General features: G+C 66.8%; 16 protein-coding genes and 1 pseudogene. 1 reads left to right on the top strand and 16 read right to left on the bottom strand.

Features of this window, described 5'->3' with window-relative positions; genetic code table 11:
* Positions 1 to 49: 49 nt before the first annotated feature.
* The 11 genes and pseudogenes from F817_RS0109895 to aceE all read right to left on the bottom strand — a co-directional run bounded on the left by F817_RS0109895 (position 50) and on the right by aceE (position 14,183).
* Positions 50 to 652 (bottom strand): LON peptidase substrate-binding domain-containing protein, encoded by a 603-nt coding sequence (locus F817_RS0109895; protein WP_024327497.1) that lies wholly within the window; start codon positions 650 to 652, stop codon positions 50 to 52.
* Positions 649 to 1,284: a flavin prenyltransferase UbiX gene (locus F817_RS0109900; protein ID WP_024327498.1), complete on the bottom strand. Its 636-nt coding sequence runs from the start codon at positions 1,282 to 1,284 to the stop codon at positions 649 to 651. The genes F817_RS0109895 and F817_RS0109900 overlap by 4 nt, the downstream gene beginning before the upstream one ends.
* On the bottom strand, positions 1,281 to 2,669 hold the full coding sequence (gene mpl / locus F817_RS0109905; RefSeq protein ID WP_024327499.1) for a UDP-N-acetylmuramate:L-alanyl-gamma-D-glutamyl-meso-diaminopimelate ligase: 1,389 nt from the start codon (positions 2,667 to 2,669) through the stop codon (positions 1,281 to 1,283). The genes F817_RS0109900 and mpl overlap by 4 nt, the downstream gene beginning before the upstream one ends.
* The gene (locus F817_RS0109910) at positions 2,666 to 3,190 is read right to left on the bottom strand and encodes a hypothetical protein (RefSeq protein ID WP_024327500.1); all 525 of its coding nucleotides are present in this window, start codon (positions 3,188 to 3,190) and stop codon (positions 2,666 to 2,668) included. The genes mpl and F817_RS0109910 overlap by 4 nt, the downstream gene beginning before the upstream one ends.
* Positions 3,187 to 3,975 carry a VacJ family lipoprotein gene (locus F817_RS0109915; protein WP_024327501.1) on the bottom strand — a complete coding sequence of 263 codons (789 nt, stop codon included), beginning with the start codon at positions 3,973 to 3,975 and terminating at the stop codon, positions 3,187 to 3,189. The genes F817_RS0109910 and F817_RS0109915 overlap by 4 nt, the downstream gene beginning before the upstream one ends.
* A gap of 87 nt (positions 3,976 to 4,062) precedes the next feature.
* On the bottom strand, positions 4,063 to 6,000 hold the full coding sequence (locus F817_RS0109920) for a diguanylate cyclase domain-containing protein (RefSeq protein ID WP_029681090.1): 1,938 nt from the start codon (positions 5,998 to 6,000) through the stop codon (positions 4,063 to 4,065).
* Positions 6,001 to 6,091: 91 nt separating this feature from the next.
* Positions 6,092 to 7,315, bottom strand: a complete 1,224-nt coding sequence (locus F817_RS0109925; RefSeq protein WP_024327503.1) for an argininosuccinate synthase — start codon at positions 7,313 to 7,315, stop codon at positions 6,092 to 6,094.
* A 57-nt stretch (positions 7,316 to 7,372) separates the two neighbouring features.
* On the bottom strand, positions 7,373 to 8,350 hold the full coding sequence (locus F817_RS0109930; RefSeq protein WP_024327504.1) for an OmpA family protein: 978 nt from the start codon (positions 8,348 to 8,350) through the stop codon (positions 7,373 to 7,375).
* A gap of 6 nt (positions 8,351 to 8,356) precedes the next feature.
* Positions 8,357 to 10,144, bottom strand: a complete 1,788-nt coding sequence (lpdA, locus tag F817_RS0109935; protein WP_024327505.1) for a dihydrolipoyl dehydrogenase — start codon at positions 10,142 to 10,144, stop codon at positions 8,357 to 8,359.
* A gap of 24 nt (positions 10,145 to 10,168) precedes the next feature.
* Positions 10,169 to 11,530 (bottom strand): annotated as a pseudogene (gene aceF / locus F817_RS0109940) (dihydrolipoyllysine-residue acetyltransferase); the annotation flags it as partial.
* Positions 11,520 to 14,183, bottom strand: coding sequence for a pyruvate dehydrogenase (acetyl-transferring), homodimeric type (gene aceE, locus F817_RS0109945; protein ID WP_024327507.1), 2,664 nt, complete (start codon positions 14,181 to 14,183; stop codon positions 11,520 to 11,522). The pseudogene aceF and the gene aceE, both read right to left, overlap by 11 nt.
* Before the next feature lie 274 nt (positions 14,184 to 14,457).
* On the opposite strand from aceE, the gene rnt reads away from it, so the two are divergent.
* A complete protein-coding gene (gene rnt / locus F817_RS0109950) occupies positions 14,458 to 15,144 on the top strand; it encodes a ribonuclease T (RefSeq protein ID WP_024327508.1) in 687 nt (228 codons plus the stop codon).
* A gap of 181 nt (positions 15,145 to 15,325) precedes the next feature.
* On the opposite strand, the gene grxD is transcribed toward rnt, so the two are convergent.
* From grxD to F817_RS0109975, 5 genes are all read right to left on the bottom strand, one after another.
* Positions 15,326 to 15,655 (bottom strand): Grx4 family monothiol glutaredoxin, encoded by a 330-nt coding sequence (gene grxD, locus F817_RS0109955; protein WP_024327509.1) that lies wholly within the window; start codon positions 15,653 to 15,655, stop codon positions 15,326 to 15,328.
* A gap of 82 nt (positions 15,656 to 15,737) precedes the next feature.
* Positions 15,738 to 16,832 carry a redox-regulated ATPase YchF gene (ychF, locus tag F817_RS0109960; protein WP_024327510.1) on the bottom strand — a complete coding sequence of 365 codons (1,095 nt, stop codon included), beginning with the start codon at positions 16,830 to 16,832 and terminating at the stop codon, positions 15,738 to 15,740.
* Positions 16,829 to 17,461, bottom strand: coding sequence for an aminoacyl-tRNA hydrolase (gene pth / locus F817_RS0109965; protein ID WP_024327511.1), 633 nt, complete (start codon positions 17,459 to 17,461; stop codon positions 16,829 to 16,831). The genes ychF and pth overlap by 4 nt, the downstream gene beginning before the upstream one ends.
* A gap of 24 nt (positions 17,462 to 17,485) precedes the next feature.
* Positions 17,486 to 18,193, bottom strand: coding sequence for a 50S ribosomal protein L25/general stress protein Ctc (locus F817_RS0109970; RefSeq protein WP_024327512.1), 708 nt, complete (start codon positions 18,191 to 18,193; stop codon positions 17,486 to 17,488).
* Between the two features lie 124 nt (positions 18,194 to 18,317).
* Entirely contained in the window at positions 18,318 to 19,256 is a 939-nt protein-coding gene (locus tag F817_RS0109975; protein WP_196801213.1) for a ribose-phosphate diphosphokinase, read from the bottom strand.
* Between the last annotated feature and the right edge of the window lie 54 nt (positions 19,257 to 19,310).

Raw genomic sequence — 19,310 nt, forward strand, 5'->3', positions numbered from 1 at the left:
GGCTCCGGTTAAAAATGTACCGGAACCTTACCAGCCTCGGCGCCGGCTTTCAGGATTTCGATGCTGCGAGCATGGCCGCTCGCAGGCGTTCCAGACGCTCGATCGGGTCGTCTGCCTCCAGCAACTGCTGCTTGATCTCGAGATCGATGGGCAGCAGTTCGATCAGCCGGGCGGCCACCCAGGTCGAGTCGTCGAAGCGCCGTTCCAGGTGCGACCAGGGCGTACCCAACTGGTCCAGCAAGCGCTCCAGTAGATCTGCCAGCGAGGCATAGTCCACCGGCAGGCTCACCTCGGGATACTCCGGCAAGGGCTCCACGTCGCCCAGCCACAGGCCGTCGTCGGCATGCCGGGCATTGTGGATGACTCGCCGGCCCTCGCCCTTGACCAGGATCCCCAGCAGCCCGTCGGGGCGCTGGTCCCAGTCCACGATGACCGCCTCGGTGCCGACACTATAGAAGCCCGCGGAGGGATCCGTCTCGGACGGGAGTTCGCCAGACTCGCGTTCCGGTTCGGTCGCCACGATGACGAAGCGACCGTCGTCGCGCAGACAGCGCCGCACCATATCCAGATAGCGGGTCTCGAAGATCCGCAGCGGCAGCAGTCCCTCGGGGAACAGCACTGTATTGAGCGGGAACAGCGGCAGCGTGGTCATGCATCCTCTCCCGGCATTGGCGCGGCACCCCAGCGCGGCACCAGAGCGTGCTCGACATCGAGATGATCCAGCACCCGCGCCACCATGAAGTCGACCAAGTCGTCGATGGACTGCGGACGGTGATAGAAAGCGGGATTGGCTGGCATCACCACGGCGCCCATGCGCGCCAGGCGCAGCATGTTCTCCAGGTGGATCTCGGAGAACGGCGTCTCGCGCACCACCAGCAGGAGCTTGCGGCGCTCCTTGAGCACGACATCGGCGGCACGCTCGATCAGCCCGCGCGAGGCCCCGGTGGCAATCGCCGAAACCGTGGCCGTGGTACAGGGGCAGATCACCATCGCCTCCGGCACGGCCGACCCACTGGCCACCGGGGCCGTCCACTGCTCGGCACCGTAACAGTGGATCTGGTCGGGCGTCGCCCCGTAGTACTCGCTGAAGTAGCGCGCGATCTCGCCCGGGCGGCCCGGCAGGTCCAGGTCCGTCTCCAGCCCGAGGACCACCTGAGCCGGCTTCGACAGCATCAGGTGCACCTGGAGGCCGGACTCCACCAGGCACTGCAACAGGCGCAAGCCATAAGGGGCCCCGGAGGCCCCGGTCAGGGCCAGGGAGATACTGCGCGGGCGTTCGCTCATGCGGGGGTTCCCTGCAGGGCCTCGATCAGGCGCAGGTGCAGCCCGTCGAAGCCTCCGTTGCTCATGATCACCAGCGTATCTCCAGCGCGAACCGAGGCAAGAATCCCCTGCAGCAGGGACTCGATATCACGCGCCACGGACAGCTGGTCGCCGAGCTGCCGCTGCAAGCTGTCGCTGGACCAGTCGAGCTCCGGTGCGTGATACAGGTGGACCGCGTCCGCCCGCGCCAGGGCCGAACCAAGGGCATCGGCATGCACCCCCATGCGCATGGTATTGGAACGCGGTTCGAGGATCGCCACGAGGCGCCCGCCCGGCGCGACCTGCCCGCGCAGTCCTTCCAGGGTCATGCGGATCGCGGTGGGGTGGTGGGCAAAGTCGTCAATCACCCGGATGCCGTCGATCTCGGCGCGCAGTTCCTGGCGCCGGCGTACACCACGAAAGTCCGGGAGCGCCTCGATCCCGGCGGCCAGCGGCACCCCGGCATGGCGGGCCGCGCCGAGGGCGGCCAGGGCATTGGCCAGGTTGTGCCGCCCGCTCATCGACCACGCGACCTGCCCCACCACAGCACCGTCGGCCAGCACCTCGAACTCGGAGGCATCGGCGTTCAGGGGACGTGCGGCCAGTGCGGTGCCCGCCCCCGGATCGGCGTTGGTACTCAGGTATTCCACCGGGGTCCAGCAGCCCATCTCCAGCACCCGCTCCAGTGCGGCATCGCCTGCCGGAACCAGAATGCGGCCCTGGCCCGGGACCGTGCGCACCAGATGGTGGAACTGGCGCTCGATCGCGGCCAGGTCCGGGTAGATATCGGCGTGGTCGAATTCGAGATTGTTCAGCACCAGGGTGCGCGGGCGGTAGTGGACGAACTTGGCCCGCTTGTCGAAGAAGGCGCTGTCGTATTCGTCGGCCTCGATCACAAAGAACGGGGCCTCCCCCAGGCGGGCGCTCACCCCGAAATTGCCGGGGACCCCGCCGATCAGGAAACCGGGATTCATCCCGGCGTATTCCAGGATCCAGGCCAGCAGGCTGGCGGTGGTGGTCTTGCCGTGGGTGCCGGCCACCGCCAGCACCCAGCGATCGCGCAGGAGGTGCTCGGCCAGCCACTGCGGCCCCGATGTGTAGTCCAGCCCGCGATCCAGCAGGGCCTCGACGACGGACATGCCGCGGCGCATCACGTTGCCGACCACGACCGGTCCCGCGTCGGGCAGCGTCGCCGGGTCGTGGCCCTCGTGGTAGACAATCCCGGCCTGCTCCAGCTGGTCGCTCATCGGCGGATAGAGCTTCTGGTCGGAGCCGGTGACGGTGTAGCCACGGGCGCGGGCCAGCTGGGCCAGCCCGCCCATGAAGGTACCCCCGATGCCGAGGACGTGCAGGCGTCCGGCACTCACTGGAACAGCCCGATCGCGGTCTGGGTGACGACGCTGGAGACCACGATGTAACCGAGGGCGATCAGCATCCCGACCAGGCGCATACCCAGCCCCAGAGCCTGCTGGAGGATGTGACCGAACACCAGCAACAACCAGGCAAACAGCACCAGCATCCCGAGGAGCAGGCCGGTGGAGACCTCCTCGGGATCACCGGCCGGATCGGGGCCGCCCGCCAGCAGCATCAGCACGGCCATCAGCAGGCCCAGCACCGCGCCCGTTCCCGCCATTGCCGTGAAAGTCTGCCGCCAGCGATCCGGCACCCCCCGCAAGTTCAGCACGATTACGACAAAGGCGTACAGGACCACCAGGTCCATCACGTTCAGCGCGAGCGCCTGCCCGAAGCCGTACAGCGGGATCCCGATCACCATGCCGGCAATCAGGGCGATGCCAACCCAGAAGACCAGCGTGCCGTTATCGGCTGGCAGGTCCTGCGGCCCGGTCTGCAGGCGCAGGATGTTCAGCATCGCGGCAAGACCGTTCAACGTTCGCTCTCCTCGGCCTCCATGGCCTCCAGCGCCTCGAGTTCCTCCAGTTCATCCAGCATGGCGTCAGCCTCGTCATCCGGCATGCCACCGCGGACCAGGAAGTCCCGGCGCTGCAGATAGCCCTGGCGCATCGCGATATAGGGGTCATCGGACAGCTGTTCCAGCATGCGTTCGGTCGGGATCAGGCCGGCCCGCATGTCGACCACCTCCAGCGCAATCAGGCCCACCCACCAGCCGGTGTGATCGCTGCGCAGATTCGTGTGGTGGAGCGGGTTGGTATAGCGGTCCACCACACGCGCAGGGGCATCCCGGGCCGTACTGGGACCGAGCAGGGGCAACTGCAGATAAGGGCCACGGGCCACGCCCCAGGCCCCGAGTGTCTGGCCGAAGTCCTCGTTGTTCTTGTCGAGCCCCATGGGCGAGGCCACGTCGATCAGACCGAACAGCCCGAAGGTCGAATTGAACATGATGCGTCCGGTGTCCGACGCGGCATTCTCCAGATTGCCCTGCAACAGGTTGTTAAACAGGACCGTGAAGTCGTTGAGGTTGGAGAAGAAGTTGCCCACCCCGGTCTGAACCGGTTGCGGAAGACGCTGATACTGCACCGCCGCGGGGCGCAGCAGCGATTCGTCGAAGTCCTGGTTGAACTCGAACACCGCCCGGTTGTAGGACTCCCAGGGGTCGTCGGGGTGACGGTCCTCGCTGGGTACCGTCGCGCAGCCGGTCAGGCCAAGGAACATCAGCACCAGCAGACCGGGACGCAGACAGGAGACAACGGACATGTGATTCCTTTATTCAATCCGGCGCCGGGCCGGTTTCGCATGGACCGCGCGGACAGGAGGTCGTTCCGCGCCGGTGGCGCGCATCCATCAGGACCCGGTGATCGGGTGAATGTCCGCCTTGCGGGCCAGCCCGACCTGGCCCCGGCCCTGATCCTTGGCCTGGTAACAGGCGCGATCAGCCGCCACGAATGCCTCGTCGACGCCAGGCACATCGGGACCCAGTTCGACCACGCCCACCGAGGCGCCAATGGTGACGTCCCGGGCCTCCACCTGCAACGGGCGATCCGCGAGGGCCGCGCAGATCCGATGGCCAAGGATACGCCCATACTCGGCATTGGTGTCACGGGCGATGATCGCAAATTCGTCCCCCCCGATCCGCGCCACGGCGTCATGACCCCGGGTCAGCTGACGCAGCACATGGGCCACCTGGCGCAGCAACTCGTCACCGACCCGGTGGCCATGGAGATCGTTGACCTCCTTGAAATAGTCCAGGTCCACGAGCAGCAGGCTGGCCACCGCGCGATTGTCGCGGACGGCATGCATGGCCATCTCCAGCTCGCGCTCGAACGCGCGCCGGTTGAGCAGCCCGGTCAGGCCATCGTGACTGGCCTCGTGTACCAGGCGGTCCACCAGCCGACGCTCCTCGGAGACGTCCGTCAGCACCAGCAACGTGCGCACCGAACTGCCGGCCACCGGATCCAGGGCCGTGCGGGCAATGCGCACGATCAGTTCGTGGCCATCGCGACGCACCAGGCGCGCATCCGAACGCTCGCCCAGGGTCTGTTCGAGCCGGTCCCCCCGGGCATCGTCCGGCAGCAGGGGACGACTGGTACCCAGTTCGCGCAGGTCGAGAAGCTGGTCCAGGGAACAGCCCAGCACCTGGTCACGCGTCAGGCCGGCCAACTCGCGGGCCGCCGTATTCACATAGGAGATCCCGCCGCGGGCGTCGAGGGTGATCACGGCGTCCGGAATCGCCTCCATGCTGCGCTCCAGGTTACGCCCGGAACGGCGCACCCGGGCATGCACCCGCGAGACATACAGCAGCGCCAGCAGCGCCACCGCGGCCAGCGCCGAGACCAGCCACACGAGGTTTGCGCGCAGCCAGGCCAGGATGTCGAAGGGCTGCGGCGCGTACAGGCCGACGCCCAGTTCGTACATCAGTCCGTGCACGTCCTCGTAGGAGCGGGGCGCAGCCCAGCCGCCGATGCCGGCTGCCCGGCTCGCCGGGTGCCCCTCTTCCAGCGACAGGGTCGCCAGCAGGATCGCGTGGGCCAGCCCGGCATCCAGATCGCCGCGCATCGCCAGTGGCCACTCGGGGTACAGGCGGGTGCTGGCGCGGTAGGCGAACGACGGAAAGGCGCGCTCGCCGACCACGCGGACCTGCTCGACTCGCGGGTCGCCGCGCGCCGCCAGATCCTCCAGGATGCCGGTACGGAAGGTCGCGGCGTCGACCTCGCCCCGAAGAACCCAGTCCAGGCCCCGGCTAACCGGAAAGCCGGTAAACACCAGCGATGCCAGGTCGGTCTCGATGTCCACGCCGGCCGCCTTCAACTCGCGCCAGGTCATCCACCAGCCTCCGAAGGCATCGGGATGCACCGCGGACAGGCGCTGACCGCTCAGGTCCCCCAGTTCCACCAGGTCCTCGCGATCGGCCCGCGCGATCACGACCGCGCCGAAGCGATCCTCGTCACGGCCGACCTGCCGCGGCTGCATGGTCGCGATTCGCGAGATCCCGTGCTGCTGTTCCAGCATCACATAGGACCCGCTGTTGGTCAGGACCAGATCGAAGCGATCTTCCGCCACCGCCGCCTGCAGAGCGTCGTTGTCCACCGGTTCGAGTTCGAAGTAGGCGCCTTCCACCTGTTCCGACAGGTACTCGACGAACGGGGTCCACCGGCTGCGCGCGACATCGTCCCCGCGATGGGCCAGAACGCCCAGCACCAGACGCTCCTCGCTCGCCACGGCATCCCCTTCGTCCACCGTCTGGGCCGCGAGCGGGGCGAGCCCGCCGATCACCAGCAGCAGCAACAGGCCCAGCCGCCCCAGCCACCCGGCTCCGGAGCCCCCCCAGCGGGCGCTCCTGAACCGTCGGCAACGGAAACCGGGGTCCGTCATGTCATGTCGGCTTTCGGTTGCGGCTGGCGGCGATACGCAGGCGCAGCGCGTTGAGGCGGATGAAGCCCTCGGCGTCCTTCTGGTCGTAGGCCCCGGCGTCATCCTCGAAGGTGGCGATGGCGTCGTCGAACAGGGTGTCCTCGGAACGCCGGCCGGCGACGATCACGTTGCCCTTGTACAGGCGCAGGCGCACCTCGCCGTTGACGACCCCCTGGGTGTCGTCGATCGCGGCCTGCAGCATGCGCCGCTCCGGGCTCCACCAGTAGCCGTTGTAGATGATGCTGGCGTAACGCGGCATCAGCTCGTCCTTCAGATGCGCCGCCTCGCGGTCCAGAGTGAGGGACTCCAGCGCCCGGCGCGCCTTGAGAAGGATGGTGCCACCCGGGGTCTCGTAGCAGCCGCGCGACTTCATGCCGACGTAGCGGTTCTCGACGATATCCAGCCGGCCCACGCCATGGGCCCCGCCACGCTCGTTGAGCTTCGACAGCAGCGCCGCCGCACTCAGGCGTTCGCCGTTGATCGAGACCGGGTCGCCGTTCTCGAAGCCGATGGTCAGGGTCTCGGATTCGTCGGGGGCCGCCTCGGGGGCGACCGACCAGCGCCACATGTCTTCCTCGGCCTCGGTCCACGGGTCCTCCAGCGGGCCACCCTCGTAGGAGATGTGCAGCAGGTTGGCATCCATGGAGTACGGCGACTTGGTGCCCTGCTTCTTGTAGTCCACCGGGATGTTGTGCTGCTCGGCGTAGGCCATCAGGCGCTCGCGCGAGTTCAGGTCCCATTCGCGCCAGGGGGCGATCACCTTGATGCCCGGCTTCAGCGCGTAGGCGCCCAGTTCGAAGCGCACCTGGTCGTTGCCCTTGCCGGTGGCGCCGTGGGCGATCGCGTCGGCTCCGGTCTCCTCGGCGATCTCGACCAGGCGCCGCGCGATCAGCGGGCGCGCGATGGAGGTACCCAGCAGGTACTCGCCCTCGTAGATCGTGTTGGCGCGGAACATCGGGAAGACGTAATCGCGCACGAAGGTTTCACGCAGATCCTCGATGTAGATCTGCTTCACGCCCAGGGCCTCGGCCTTGGCGCGGGCCGGCTCGACCTCCTCGCCCTGGCCCAGATCGGCGGTGAAGGTGATGACCTCGCAGCCGTACTGATCCTCCAGCCACTTGAGGATGACCGAGGTATCCAGACCGCCGGAGTATGCGAGGACGACGCGCTTGATCGAGGAGCTCATAAGAATTTCTATCCTTTTCCTAAGGTAAAGATATAGTCGTTTTGACGGCTGGCGTCACTACCATGCCGGGGTCTCGGAGGGGGCAGCCGGGGCCGAATCGGGGCGCGGATCGTGGCCCCTGGGCTCTTCCGGGCCGGCGCCCGGCAGCACCTCAACCGACGCGCCGCCCGCGCCCGAATCGCCCGTATCCAGCCACCAGATATCACTGCGCCGCGAGGCCTGACGCGCGCCATCGGCGGCCGGATCCACGCCAGGCGCCTCGATCTCGACGCCCGCGGCCGGGACACCCGCTTCCACCAGGGCCTCACGCACCACCTCGGCACGATTGCGGCTGAGGGGGCGGTTGATCTCCAGCGGGCCGGCGGCATCCGTCCAGCCAACGACGCGAATGCGTGGGGCCTCCGCAGCCGCCAGGACTCGGGCCGCACGTTGCAGAACCTCGCGCGCCTCGGCATTCAGACGATGGCTACCCGTTTCGAAATAGACACTCCAGCGGTCCAGGGCCCCCGTTTCCGGGGTCGCGGCAAGCGTGTCCTGCTCCCCGTAACAGGCGCGGAAATCCCGCGCCCGCAGGGCAAAGCGGATACCCCGGAAGTGCACCGAGTCGTCGCCATCGGGAAAATCGATGCGCACGTCATGGCCGGCCAGAAGTCGGGCCTTCAGGGGCTGCGCCAACGCCTGGGGAACCCGGAACAGGTGAGCGTCGCGGGGCTGCAACCGCACATCCAGCGACGATTGCGTCGCCGGGCGCAGCCATTCCGGCGCGCCGGTACGCAGCCGCGGCGCGCCGCCGGCCGGCATCGCGTAGGGGGCCTGCCAGAAGACGGCGGTCAACAGACCCGGCCGGGCCTCGAAACGCAACGTACCGCCGTGACGCACGGCCTGTTGAATGCGGCAGGTGGCATCTTCCTCGGTCAACTGCCAGTCACTACGCTCCAGCGGCTCGCTGTACGGCGCCGCGCCCGCCGTGGCCATGCCGGCCCCCAGGACCAGCCCCGGGAGCGCGCAACGCAGCCACTGGCGCAGGCCGGCCATAACCCGCTAGCGCTTTTTCGGCGGCAGGATATCGGTGATCGAGCCGTGCGCGACCTCGGCGGCGAAGGCCACCGTCTCGCTGAGGGTCGGGTGCGGGTGCACGGTCAGACCGATGTCTTCCATCTCGGCACCCATCTCCAGCGCCAGCATCGCCTCGCCGATCAGGTCGCCGGCGGACGGACCGACGATACCGGCTCCGATCACGCGGCCATCCGCGTCGAACAGCAGTTTGGTCAGGCCGTCCTCGGCACCCAGCGCGATCGCCCGCCCGGAGGCAGCCCAGGGGAACACGCCCTTGGTGTACTCGATACCGTCGGCCTTGGCCTGCTCCTCGGTCACGCCCATCCAGGCGACCTCGGGGTGGGTATAGGCCACCGACGGGATCGCGCGGGCGTCGAAGTGGACCTTGTGCCCGGCGATCACCTCGGCGGCAACCTTGCCCTCGTGAGTGGCCTTGTGCGCCAGCATCGGCTGGCCGACCACGTCGCCGATGGCGAAGATGTGCTCGACGTTGGTGCGCTGCTGGCTGTCGACCTCGATGAAGCCGCGCTCGCTCACCTGCACGCCGGCCGCCTCGGCCTTGATCTTCGCCCCGTTCGGGCCGCGGCCCACGGCGACCAGCACGCGATCGAAGGTGTCCTCTTCCGGCAGGCCCTTGGCCTCGCCCTCGAACTGGCAGAGGATCCCGGCCTTGGTGGCCTTGGCACCGGAGACCTTGCTCTTCAGGAAGATATTCTCGAAGCGCTTCTTCGCGCGTTTCTCGAACGGGCGCACGATGTCGCGGTCCGCGCCCGGCATCAGGGTGTCGGACAGCTCCACCACCGTGACCTTCGCACCCAGCGACTCGTACACGCAGGCCATCTCCAGGCCGATGATGCCGCCACCAACCACCAGCATGCGCTCGGGGATCTCGGCCAGGTCCAGCGCGTCGGTGGAATCCATCACCCGCTCGTCGTCCCAGGGGAAGCCGGGCAGCTTGATCGCCTGTGAACCGACCGCGATGATCGCGTGCTCGAAACCAATCACCTCGCGGCCGTCATCACCCTCCACAGCGATGCTGTTGGCACCGACAAACTCGCCCGTGCCCTGCACCACGCGCACCTTGCGCTGCTTGCACAGCTGCTTGAGCCCGCCGGTCAGCTTCTTGACCGCGTTGCCCTTGTAGCCACGCAGCCCGTCCAGGTCGATCTCCGGCTCGCCGAACTTGATGCCCAGCGCGGCAAAGCGCTCGGCCTCGTGCAGCACCTCGCCGGCATGCAGCAGCGCCTTGGACGGGATGCAGCCGACGTTCAGGCACACGCCGCCGATCTGCGGATAGCGCTCGACCATCACCACGTCCAGGCCCAGATCCGCGGCGCGGAAGGCGGCGGTATAACCGCCGGGGCCGGAACCCAGCACCAGCACCTGGCACTGGCTGTCGGTGTTCGGGTCGGCGGCCGCCTTGGGGGCCGCCGCCTTTTTCGGCGCACTCGCGGCGCCGGACTCCGCCTTCGCGGATTCGGCCTTTTCGCCGCCGCCGGACGCCGGCGCATCCGCGCCGCCCGCGGCCTCGCCACTCCCCTCGAGATCCAGGAGCTTGCTGCCCTTGGACACCTTGTCCCCGACCTTCACGTGCAGCTTCTTCACCGTGCCGGCCTCGGGGGCGGGCACGTCGATGGTCGCCTTGTCGGACTCCAGGGTGATCAACGGATCTTCCGGGGCGATCTCGCTGCCCGGCTGCACCAGGACCTCGATAATCTCGACGTCCTTGAAATCCCCGATGTCCGGGACCTCGATGGTCTTGGTCTGGCTCATCCAATCGCTCCGGTTCGAATTCGGTTACAGCAGCATGCGGCGCATGTCGGACAACAGCCCGCTCAGCGTGGTAGCGAAGCGCGCGCCCAGGGCGCCGTCGATCACCCGGTGATCGTACGACAGCGCCAGCGGCAGAATCAGGCGCGGCTCGAACTCCTTGCCGTTCCAGACCGGCTTCATGCTGGAGCGCGACACGCCCAGGATCGCGACCTCTGGGGCATTCACGATCGGCGTGAACTGGGTCCCGCCGATCCCGCCGAGGCTGGAGATGGTCAGGCACCCCCCCTGCATGTCCGCCGGCTTCAGCTTCTTGTCACGGGCACGCTGGGACAGGTCCATCAGTTCGGAAGCGATGTCGACCAGGCTCTTGCGGTCCACGTCGCGCACCACCGGGACGACCAGGCCGTCCGGGGTGTCCACCGCGATGCCGAGGTTGTAGTACTGCTTGATGATCAGGTTCTCGCCGGTCGCGTCCAGCGAGGCGTTGAAACGCGGGTACTGCTTGAGCGCGGAGACCACCGCCTTCATCAGGAACGGCAGGAAGGTGACCTTCACGCCCTTCTTTTCGTACTCGGCCTTCAGCGACTTGCGGAAGTCCTCGAGCTCGGTGATGTCGGCCTCGTCGAACTGGGTCACGTGCGGGACGGTGACCCAGTTGCGATGCAGGTTCTTGCCGGTGAGCTTGTTGATCTTCGACAGCGGCTGGGTCTCGATCGGGCCGAATTCGGAGAAGTCGATCTCCGGCATCGGCTCGACCCCCAGCCCGCCACCAGCGCCCTGGCTCAAGGCGCGCTTGACGAAGCCCTGCACGTCCTCGCGCAGGATGCGCCCCTTGCGCCCGGATCCGTCGACCTTGCTCAGGTCGACGCCCAGCTCGCGCGCGAACTTGCGCACCACCGGCGAGGCATGCGCCTTGCGGAAGGCCGACTCGTCACGGATGTGCTCGGTGGGCGACGGGCGCGGGTCGGCCCGGTCGGCGGCCTTCGGCGCCTCGGAGGGCTGCGGCTTTTCGGCCTCGGGGGCCGATTCGGCTTTGGCATCCGAAGAGGATGCTTCCTGCTTCGGCGGCTCGTCTTTCGCGGACTTGTCCTCGGCGGCACCCTCGTCGGAGGGTTCCAGTTCCAGGATCGGATCGCCCTCGTTGACGCGGTCGCCGGCCTTTACCTTGACTGCTTTCACGGTCCCGCCCTGCGGGGCCGGGATCTCGATGGAGGCCTTGTCCGATTCCAGCGTGATCAGCGGATCCTCCGGGGCGATGGTGTCCCCCGGGCTCACGATCACCTCGATGATCTCGACGTCCTTGAAGTCACCGATGTCCGGTACGTGCACGGTAGTCGTGTTGCTCATGTCTGCTCCTGCCTCGGTACCGGCGGCCTCAGGCCTGCAAGGGGTTGGGCCGTTCGACGTCGATCTTGTACTTCTTGATCGCGTCGGTGACGGTCTTGACCTCGACGGTCCCGGCGTCGGCCAGGGCCTTCAGGGCCGTGACCGCGATGTGGTAACGATCGACCTCGAAGTGCCGGCGCAGCGCCGCGCGGGTGTCCGAGCGGCCGAAGCCGTCGGTGCCCAGCACGCGATAGTCGGCCGGCACGAAGGCGCGGATCTGGTCGGCGTAGGCCTGAACGTAATCGGTGGCGGCCACCACCGGGTCGTCCGAGCCGCCCAGGCACTCCTCGACCCAGGACTTTCGTGGCTTGGCCTCCGGGTTCAGGCGCGCATGGCGGTCGGCATCGCGGCCGTCGCGGGCCAGCTCGTTGAAGCTGGTCGCGCTCCAGACCTCGGCGGCCACGCCGAAGTCCTTGTCCAGCATTTCGGCGGCGGCGATGGCCTCGCGCAGGATGGTTCCGGAACCCAGCAGGCGCACCTTCTTTTTCTTGCGTCCGCCGGCCTGCAACCGGTACAGGCCGCGACGGATGCCTTCCTCGGCGCCCTTCGGCATGGCCGGCTGCGGGTAGTTCTCGTTCATCACGGTGATGTAGTAGAAGACGCTCTGCTGCTCCGCGTACATGCGGCGCATGCCGTCCTGCACGATCACCGCCAGCTCGTAGGCGAAGGTCGGGTCGTAGGCGATGCAGTTGGGCACGTTGGCGGCCATCATCAGGCTGTGACCGTCATCATGCTGCAGGCCTTCGCCGGCCAGCGTGGTGCGCCCGGCCGTCGCGCCCATCAGGAAGCCGCGCGCGCGCATGTCGCCGGCGGCCCAGATCAGGTCGCCGACCCGCTGGAAGCCGAACATCGAATAGAAGATGTAGAACGGCACCATCGCCACGCCATGCGTGGAGTAGGACGTGGCCGCGGCAATCCAGGAGGACATGGAGCCAGCCTCGTTGATCCCCTCTTCCAGGATCTGGCCCTTCTTGTCCTCCTTGTAATACATCACCTGTTCCTTGTCCTGCGGCTCGTAGAGCTGGCCGACCGAGGAATAGATCCCCAGCTGGCGGAACAGCCCTTCCATGCCGAAGGTCCGTGCCTCGTCGGGCACGATCGGGACGATGTTCTTGCCGATCTTCTTGTCGCGGGCGAGCAGGGTCAGCAGGCGCACGAAGGCCATGGTGGTGGACATCTCGCGCTCGCCGGAAGCCTCCAGCAGGCCGTTGAAGGCATCCAGCCCGGGCACTTCGAGCGGCGTGGCCAGCGGCCGACGCACGGGCAGGTGACCGCCCAGGTCGTTGCGCCGCGCGTTCATGTACTTCATCTCTTCGGAGTCGGGATCCGGCTTGATATATTCGGCCTTCTCCACCTGCTCGTCGGACAGCGGGATGTTGAAGCGGTCGCGGAACTGCTTCATGTCGTCCGCATCCATCTTCTTCTGGCTGTGGGTGCGGTTCTGGGCCTCGCCCGCCGCGCCCATGCCGTAGCCCTTCACGGTGTGGGCGAGGATCACGGTCGGCTGTCCCTTGTGCTCGGTGGCCGCCTTGTAGGCCGCATAGACTTTGACCGGGTCGTGCCCCCCGCGATTCAGGCGCCAGATGTCCTCGTCGGACATGTTGGCCACCATGCGCTTGAGCTCGGGATACTTGCCAAAGAAGTGCTCGCGCACGTAGGCGCCGTCACGCGACTTGTAGTTCTGGTAGTCGCCGTCGACCGCCTCCATCATGCGTTTTTGCAGCAGGCCGTCGGTGTCCTTGGCGAGCAGCGGGTCCCAGTAGCGGCCCCACAGCACCTTGACCACGTTCCAGCCAGCGCCGCGGAAGATCGCCTCCAGCTCCTGCACGATCTTGCCATTGCCGCGCACGGGGCCGTCCAGGCGCTGCAGGTTGCAGTTGACCACCCAGGTCAGGTTGTCGAGCTTCTCGCGCGAGGCCAGGGTGATTGCACCGAGGGTCTCGGGCTCGTCCACCTCGCCGTCGCCGACAAAGCTCCACACGCGGCGGTTTTCGGTCTGCGCCAGGCCGCGATCCTGCAGGTAGCGCATGAAGCGCGCCTGGTAGATGCTCATGATCGGGCCAAGCCCCATGGAGACCGTCGGGAACTGCCAGAAGTCGGGCATCAGCCACGGGTGCGGGTAGGACGACAGGCCCTTGCCGTCGACCTCGCGGCGGAAGTGATCCAGCTGTTCCTCGGTCAGGCGCCCCTCCATGAACGCGCGGGCGTAGATGCCCGGCGAGGAGTGACCCTGGGCGAACAGCAGGTCACCACCGTGGTCATGCGACGGGGCGTGCCAGAAGTGGTTGAAGCCAACGTCGTACAGCGTCGCGGCGGAGGCGAAGGTCGCGATGTGTCCGCCCAGTTCGGCGGAGGCTCGGTTGGCCTTGACCACCATCGCCATCGCGTTCCAGCGGATGTAGGAACGAATGCGATGCTCCACCGCGCCGTCGCCCGGATATTCCGGCTCCAGGTGCGTGGGGATGGTATTCACATAGGCGGTGTTGGCGGAGTACGGCAGGTAGGCCCCGCTGCGGCGCGCCTTGTCGACCAGACGTTCAAGGAGGGCATGTGCCCGCTCGGGGCCATCCGTCTCCAGCACGGAGGCCAGGGCGTCAATCCACTCCTGGGTCTCCTGCGGGTCGATATCGTGTTCGGTCGCGTTCGGGTCCATGCGTTCTACCCCTGAAAACGGGTTGGGAATCGGGTTGCCACTACAGGGCCGGGCCACCGGGCGGTCGGGCATTTGCTACCATGCGCCGGTGTCGGGCGGGCATAAAAGGCGCAAGTATCCCGACTGTGCCGCCAACAGGTCAAGCGAAAGCCTTCTATGGCGCCGAACGTCGGCAAAATATGCGGAAAAATCCGCAAACACCTCAAAAGTCTTTCGATCCGCCCGCACCGACTCCGAAACCCGCGAAACACCCCCATCGAGATCGAGCAAAACCATGGCCGAACCCGTCCAGCTGGACCCGCAGCACCGCCCAATGGCGAACCGTTTCCGAGGCTTTTTGCCGGTGGTGGTGGACGTCGAGACGGGGGGCTTCGACTGCCGCCGCCATGCGCTCCTGCAAGTGGCCGCGGTGTTTCTGCGTCGGGACGAGCAGGACCATCTCGTGCGCGATCGCACGGTGAGTCTGCATGTCCGTCCCTATGAAGGCTCGGAGATGGACCCGAAGTCCCTGGAAGTGAACGGCATCGACCCGTACCACCCGCTGCGGGCAGCCTGGCCGGAGGATCAGGCGATGGGGAAGCTGTTCAGCGAGGTCCGCCGTGAAGTGAAGGTCAACCACTGCAAGCGCGCGATCCTGGTCGGACACAATGCACACTTCGACCTTGGCTTCGTGCATACCGCTGCCGAACGCTGCGGGATCAAGCGCAACCCGTTCCACCCGTTCAGCAGCCTGGACACGGTGTCACTCTCGGCACTAGCCTTTGGTCAGACGGTGCTGGCACGAGCGGCCGACGCCGCGGGGCTTGGCTGGGATACCGAGTCCGCCCACAGCGCCGCGTTCGACGCGGAAAAGACCGCAGACATCTTCTGCCAGATCGCCAACCGCTGGCAGGACGGGATCGGGGTGCCGCAGCCGGCGCTACGCCTGCCCGACCCGGAAGAGCTTCCGCCCGGGAGCTGATATTAGTGCCCGAGGCCGACCCCGTCATTGCGAGCCCTGAAGGGCTGACGCAATCTCCCGACACGACCACGACCGTGGATCCAGAGTCATGTCGGGAGATCGCCACAGCCCCCGCGGGGCCTCGCGATGAGGGACTTGGGGTGTGCCGCAGCCCACAGAGCTGGACTACGGCACGGTGTTCCTAACTCGCGGCGCGCTTGGCGTGGGCGGCGTCGACCATCTTCTTGAGCTCGCCGTTCTCGAACATCTCGAGGGTGATGTCGCAGCCCCCGATCAGTTCGCCGTCGATGTAGACCTGCGGGAAGGTCGGCCAGTCGGCGAAACGCGGCAGGTTCTGCATGACCTCCTGATCCGCGATCACGTTCACGTAGCCGAATTCCTGATCACAGCGCTTCAGCGCCTCCACCGCACGGCTGGAGAACCCGCACATGGGGAACTGCGGGGTGCCCTTCATGAAGATCACCACCGGATTGTCTTCCACCTGCTGGCGGATGCGATCCATTACGTCCATTACTGTACTCCCGAAATTTGGTGCCAGAACGGGGCGCCGGCGGCGTCGCGCCGCACCCCAAGCTCAATTCCTAGTATAACGCTCAGACATTGAAGCGGAAATGTACCACGTCGCCTTCCTTCAGCACGTATTCCTTGCCCTCGAGGCGCCATTTGCCCGCATCCTTCGCACCCTGCTCGCCGTTGTGGGCGACAAAGTCGTCGTACCCCACCACCTCGGCACGGATGAAACCGCGCTCGAAGTCGGTGTGGATCACCCCCGCGCCCTGCGGCGCGGTGGAGCCCTGGCGCACGGTCCAGGCGCGCACCTCTTTCTCGCCCGCAGTGAAAAAAGTCTGCAGGTTCAGCAGGCGATAGGCCGTCCGGATCACCCGGTCAAGACCCGGCTCTTCCAGCCCCAAATCGGCCAGGAATTCCGCACGTTCCTCGGGGTCCAGCACCGCGATCTCGGCCTCGATAGCGGCACAGACACTGACCACCTCGGCACCCTCCTCGGCGGCCTTGGCCTGCACGGCCTCGACCATGGCGTTGCCCCCGGCCAGCGAGGCCTCGTCGACGTTGGCGATGTACATCAGCGGCTTGAGCGTCAGCAGATGCAGATCGTACAGCGCGCGACGCTCGTCCGCGTCCAGATCCTGCGCCCGCACGGGGATTCCCTGATCCAGGCCGGCCGCGACCTTCTCGGCCGCCTGCAGCTGGGCGATCGCGGTCTTGTCCTGCGACTTCGCCGCACGCGCCAGGCGCGTCAGCGCCTTGTTCACGGTCTCCAGATCCGCCAGCATCAACTCGGTGCTGATGGTCTCGATGTCGGCGATCGGATCCACCTTGCCGGCGACATGCACGATGTCGTCGTCCTCGAAACAACGCACGACCTGGGCGATGGCGTCGGTCTCGCGGATGTGCGCCAGGAACTGGTTGCCGAGCCCCTCGCCCTGCGCGGCCCCGGCCACCAGCCCGGCGATGTCCACGAACTCGACCGTGGTCGGCAGCGTGCGCTGGGGCTTCACGATCTCGCTCAGGCGCGTCAGGCGCGGATCCGGGACCTCCACCACACCGACGTTCGGGTCGATGGTGCAGAAGGGATAGTTCTCCGCGGCGATCTCCGCGCGCGTGAGGGCATTGAACAGGGTGGACTTGCCGACATTCGGCAGGCCCACGATCCCGCATTTCAGACTCATCGGGCTTCCTCGGGGTTCTTGGGGCCGGCGGCCGGCTTCGACCCACCGCCATGCAGATTGCGCACCGCCTCGTCCCAGCGTCCGGCCACCAGGGCCGGGATCTGGTCCAAAGCCGTGTCGATGGCCTCCTCGATGGCCCGGGTATCGGCCTTTCCGGGGCGGTCCAGCACGAAGGGCACCACGTCATCGCGTTGTCCCGGGTGGCCAATCCCGACCCGGAGCCGGGCGTAGTTCGGACCGCCCATGTGCCGATGCAGGTCACGCAGGCCGTTGTGCCCGCCATGCCCGCCACCCAGCTTCAGCCGAACCACTCCCGGATCGAGATCCAGTTCGTCATGCACGATCAGGATGGCCTCGGGCGGGATGCGGTAGAAGTCGGCGCACTTGCGCACCGGCAGGCCACTCTTGTTCATGAAGCTCATGGGCTTGAGCAGCCAGCAGTCGCCCTCGGGCAGGACCAGACGCGCCGCGTCGCCATCGAAGCGGCTCTCGGGGCGAAATTCCGCGCCATGCCGGCGGGCCAGGGTGTCCACAAACCAGAAACCCGCGTTATGCCGGGTTTCGGCGTAACGCGGGCCCGGGTTGCCCAGCCCGACCACCAGACGGATCGGTTCGGGTTGGATCGCCATCGTTCAGGCGGCAAGCCGCAGGGCTTACTCCTTGTCCTCGGACTCCGCCTCGTCGCCGGAGGCCTCTTCGCCACCCGCGGCTTCCTCGCCACCTTCGGCTTCCGCAGCCTCGGCCTCGGCTTCTTCGCCCTCTTCCTCGTCGGTCTTGGCCGCACGCGGCAGCACTACGCTGACCACGGCGTAGTCGTAGTCCTCGCCATGCATCAGGGCCACGCTCTGCACGCCTTCCGGCAGTTTGAGCTCGGAGATGTGCAGGGTGTCACCGACATCCATCTCGAGCACGTCGATATCGATGGACTCGGGCAGGTCACCCGGCAGACACTCGACCTCGAGCTCGTTGATCATGCGGCTGACCATGCCACCGCCCAGCTTGACGCCCTTGGCCTCTTCCTCGTTGTGGAAGTGCAGCGGCACGCTGACCCGGATCGGCTGGTTGGCGCTCACGCGCATCAGGTCGACGTGGTAGATGGTCGGCTTGAACGGATGGCGCTGCACGTCGCGCAGGATCGCCTTCTCGGTCTTGCCGTCCAGCTTCACGCTCAGGATGTGCGAGTAGAACGCGTCTTCCTTGAGGTTGTGGACCATCGCGTTGTGATCCAGCGTAATCGCCACGGCGTCCTTGTCCGCCCCGTACAGGATGGCGGGCAATTTGCCGGCGCGACGCAGGCGGCGGCTCGCACTCGAACCCTGTTCGTCACGCTTCTCGGCTTCAATGGTAAAGCTCATGCTCATTGCTACAGTCTCCAAAATGAAAGGCGCTTCACCCGAAGCGCCCTGAACACACCCCGCCCGCGACCAGGCGGGGCGCTGAAGGGGAGACGAACTCCCCGAATTCGTTTTCGGCCCGGCGGCTTCGCTAGTCCATGAACAGCGAACTGACCGATTCCTCGCGATTGATGCGACGGATGGTCTCCGCAAGCATCTCCGCGACCGACAGCTGACGAATCTTGTCGCAACCCTGTGCGTTGGGCTGCAGAGCCAGGGTGTCGGTCACCACCAGCTCGTCAAGCGCCGAACCGTTTATGTTATCAATTGCCGCGCCGGAAAGCACGGGGTGCGTGGCATAGGCCATCACCGACTCCGCCCCGTGCGCCTTCAGGGCCTTCGCGGCCTGGCACAGCGTACCAGCGGTATCCACCAGATCGTCGATGATGATGCAGGACTTGCCGCGCACATCGCCGATGATGTGCATTACCTCGGACTCGTTGGCCCGCGGCCGCCGTTTGTCGATGATCGCCAGGTCGGCGTCATCCAGCCGCTTGGCGATCGCGCGAGCACGCACCACCCCGCCGACATCCGGCGACACCACGGTCAGATCGCCCGAGACATGACGCCAGACATCGCCCAGCAGCACCGGCGAGGCGTAGATATTGTCCACCGGGACGTTGAAGAAACCCTGAACCTGGTCGGCGTGCACGTCGATGGTCAGCACGCGATCCGCGCCCACCGCCTCGATCATGTTCGCGACCACCTTGGCCGAGATCGGCACCCGCGCCGAGCGCACACGACGGTCCTGGCGGGCATAACCGAAGTACGGGATGACCGTGGTGATGCGACCGGCCGACGCGCGGCGCAGCGCATCCACCATGATCACCAGTTCCATGATGTTCTCGTTGGTCGGCTGGCCGGTCGGCTGGATCAGGAAGACGTCGCGGCCGCGCACGTTCTCCAGCAGCTCGACCTGCACCTCGCCATCGCTGAAACGCCCCACGATGGCCTTGCCCATCGGCAGCCCCAGGTGTTCCGCAACGGCCTGGGCGAGACGCGGGTTCGCATTGCCCGCGAAGATCATCATGCGATTCTTGTCGACCACGGTTCGTCCCGGTCTGGATGGAGTGGAGCGGGCTGC

Source organism: Thioalkalivibrio sp. AKL19, assembly GCF_000420165.1.
Taxonomy (GTDB): Bacteria; Pseudomonadota; Gammaproteobacteria; order Ectothiorhodospirales; family Ectothiorhodospiraceae; genus Thioalkalivibrio.